Origin of the sequence: Flectobacillus sp. (genome assembly GCF_049240685.1) — a bacterium.
In the GTDB taxonomy this organism is placed as follows: Bacteria; Bacteroidota; Bacteroidia; order Cytophagales; family Spirosomataceae; genus Flectobacillus.
Genome location: NZ_JBMLSD010000505.1, coordinates 1 through 4,044 on the forward strand (window position 1 = coordinate 1; position 4,044 = coordinate 4,044).

The following is a 4,044-nucleotide window of genomic DNA, read 5'->3' on the forward strand; positions in this document are numbered from 1 at the left end:
TGCCTAAAAAATAAAAACTTATTGATTCAAAGGCAAGGTAAAATAAAACGTTGAACCAAAACTAGTTTGTGTATCAAACCAAATACTTCCCTTGGCGTTATCAACAACCCATTTTGCCAGTGCCAAGCCTACACCAGAGCCCTGTTCTTTCGTACTAAAATCAAGCATAAAAATTTTGCTGCGGTCTTCTTCCGGAATACCTATACCGTTATCGGTTACGCTAAACGTAATAGCTTCGATACCCCTGATTAATCTTACCGTAATGATTGGACTTCGATGAGATGGAACTGATTGAATTGCATTGACAATCAAATTTTTAATAATATTACCTGTCAAATGCCTATCTCCCACTACGTATATCGAATTGGCAGGAATATCTTTAATTAGTCTGATAGTTTTATCTTCCAAAAATAAATTAATAACCATTGTGGCCTCGGCAACAATGTCAAACACTTCCTGTTTTGGAATCGGCATACGGGCAAAATCCGAAAACGAGTTAGCAATATAAGATAGGTTATCTATTTGCCCAGTTAGCGAATCTATTTGATCTTTTATCTGTACGGTATCTAATACGGCTCCTCTCGAAAGTTTGTGTTGCAAAAGCTGCAAGGAGAGCTTCATAGGAGTCAACGGATTCTTAATTTCATGTGCTACTTGTTTGGCCATTTGCTGCCAAGCCGATTGCTTATTTGAGTCGGCAAGTGCAATTTTGGATTCTTCCAACTTGACAAGCATGTGGTTATAGGCTTTAATCAAAACGCCGATTTCATCGTCCGAACGCCAGCTTAGAGCTTCGTTTGGTTTACTTAAATCGATTTTCCGAAGTTTATTGGTAATTATTCTTAATGGTACCGTAAGGGCGTTAGAAGCAAAAAATGACAATATTAACAAAACTACAAAAATAGTCGTAAAAGCATTGAGCAACGAACCTATCACCGCACTCACTTCTTTTTCGTACCATACCATAGAGTCGTAAAAAGGAATACTAATAATGCCTAGCAGACGACCCTCATTCGAACGCATTCCCAAAAACGAAGTTGTAAAGTTTATATTTCCCAGTTGTTCATTAAGGCTTACTTTAAGCTCTTTTTCCTCAATTAATTTAGTAAATGCTACAGGATTGAGGTAGTTTGAGACCATATTAGTCTGGTACATCAGGCTTTTGTTAGTTGCCAAAAGCTTTCCTGTAGTATCAAAAATGCTGACAAATTTTTTACTATTAGAAACAATTTTGGTCAAGGTATCAGACAAAAACTCTTTGCTCATTCGACCTTGGGCAAATTTTTCGACTGCTGGCCAAACACTAATGCTTACATTTTCGGTTTGACTCAAATAAGACTGCGACTGACTTTCGGCGAGTTTGGTTCCTATAATACTTAAGGTAATACCCACCACCAAGATAAGAGGTAGTAAAAATGCCACATTCAGATAAATCTGTATCTTAGTTGCTAAACTTACATTTAATCGTGTAAAACCATAGCGCATAGAGTAAAGCAGCATCACGCAAATGATAGTGACAACAAGGATAAGAAACAGAAATGAAAAATTAGAGTATATTCCAGATGGCGTCATTTCCTCAGACGAAACAATAATTTTCCTAGAGTTTTTACCCATAACCCCAAAATGCTTGAACCCTCCATAAGTAACCCCTTCAGTAAACAGAAAAGGGTTATTTAATACTTCCAAAGGCATTTTGTGTTCGTAATTATAACCTTTTCCTCCTGAGTTTACAATATGTCGATTTTCATAAACAGCAAAACTAAAATTACCTAGTTCAAGCTGAGAGCCACCAGTCATGGTTAAGTCAGAAAATGCATCTTTGGTAATCCCATCGCGCTCTTTCAAATCAAGTACGATATATCCTACTTTTTCGTCAAAGCTAGTAGCCAAGGGAATAAACTCCACATATTGCTTAACAAATCCATTGTGTGGCTCATTGATAAAAAACAAATCGGGATAAGAAGTTTTGTATTTGGTTTTGTTGTACTCACGCTCATAGCTTGCATAACTCATTGAGCCATCTACATTTGTTAAGCTATTTCCAGCAGGATCAAATACCGAAATCTCAACATCATAATAATCAAAATAATTATCCAATAACGATTTCTTAAAATAATTCTGCACCTCCTCGCGTGGTAGTACCGAGTTTCTAATGACCCTCAGTAAGGCGGTATCTCCTTTTACCTGCGTAATTAGTTTACTGAGCAGAAACTCCCCTATTTCGTCATTTTCGGCTAAGTATTTTTTCCCGAGTTGTTGCTTCATTACCAAATCTCTTCTGATAGCCTGATTGTAAACAACACTCGTAGCCATAGCAGCACAGATGATAGATGCCGTAAAAAAGTAAATGGTAGTTTGGTATCTGAAAGTATATAAATAACTAGGAAACTGCATCCAACAAATCAGCCCGATGTACAGTCCATGAAGTACTAAAATCTCTAAACCTATACCCGAAACTAGTGCACAAAACACCACGCACAATAAAGAAATCGTCAGAAGTAAACTGTAGGATATCAAAGGTTTGGTCAGTCGCAGTAGCTTGATAAACAAATTGAGCAATATGTGTGTCGACAAAAAATAGACAACACTCACAAGAATGAATATTCCGATGCAAGAAACTTTGAGCGGTCTATCCCAAAAATCGATACTCAAAGAAAGGTCTAGTCGGTATTGAGAAAAAATATAAATATTGACTAAAACGAAATAAAGGCTTTTGTAGATATAAAAACTCAACAACACTAATACACTGGAAATAAGCATCTTGAGAGTTTGAGAGACGTGCATCATCCATAGGTAAAATTTCGTTTTGTAGTAATAGTTTACTAAATACAATAACAAGAAAAATACGACAAAAAGATTGAGCATTAAATCTCCCAAGGAAGGCACAATAGCCGAAGAAGCATAGTATTTGGGATTAAACAAACTGCCTTCATAAAATATAAAAGGCAGAGAATAAAATAACATGATACCCCTCAAACCAAGCAAATAAACTGCCAAAAGAGCAAAAGCCTTCTCATATTGATGTTCGTGGTTCAATACCCAAATAACACTCAAAACAAAAATAGTAAGTAAAAACAACCCCAATACACCCAGTACGATAACATTGATAGGAATAGATTGATTTTTAAGACTATCGGCTTTGGGAGGAGTAACGACAAATAAAAAAATTTGGTCTTCTGTATAAATATTGAAATGCGGATTGGAAGACTTTTCGACATTCAATTTTTGTGGGTCTATCGAAAAAATATTTGGATTGTAGGTAGACTTCAAATGATTCGTTTCAGACTCGTACAGTCTAAAAAGTTCGATTAATGAAAATACTTCATAGTCGCCAGTTTGTCCATGATTAACCACAAACTTATTTTGGTCAATATCAAATGAACGAGTCGTATAGGTACCTCGTACTTTCTCATAGTCAGGCACAAATCTGGAATCAGACCAATAAATTAAAGTATGATTTTTAAAAATAAAATAGGGATGAGACGTTGGAATGGCAAACTGTGAAAATTGAGGTTTGGGGGGCAAGGCTTGAAGTGTAGTAATAATTTTTCGAATATCTTCCTGGGAAACATTCACTTCGTCTTGCACTTTTTGTTGGACATCATACAAATATTTATCTTCGGTGGCACTAACAGGGCCTTTTTCACTCAAAAAATACACCAAAAACGCCAAGCCAAAAGTGAGCATGGCTAAGCCAAGAAAAATCTTTCTTTTCTGTACGATAAACCTAATAAATGATTGTAAATGTATTACCATGTATGATGTCTATAACTTTAAATAATTATTGCAAAAGTTTCTTTAAAATCAAATTTCAGCGTTTTTACTCAGGTATAGCAAAAAGCGAACCGAATGTGATTTGGGTTTTAAAGAAGCTTATTTCTATAAACAATTTGTGTATTAGAGAAGTAAGGATTCATACATCAAATTATTACAGTGCATTCGTTAATTTTAATAATTCGGGTTGGGGGTATTATAGCAATGCTGGATGTTAAGTTAGTACGCAAAATAAAGTTTAAGATTGTGCTTTAAGCTTTCAGGTATCGG

Annotated in this window: 1 protein-coding gene; it reads right to left on the minus strand. The window is 35.5% G+C overall.

Annotated features, from left to right (window positions below; translation table 11 throughout):
- Nucleotides 1-18: 18 nt before the first annotated feature.
- On the minus strand, nucleotides 19-3,687 hold the full coding sequence (locus ACOVQ4_RS23470) for an ATP-binding protein (RefSeq protein ID WP_421823016.1): 3,669 nt from the start codon (nucleotides 3,685-3,687) through the stop codon (nucleotides 19-21).
- Between the last annotated feature and the right edge of the window lie 357 nt (nucleotides 3,688-4,044).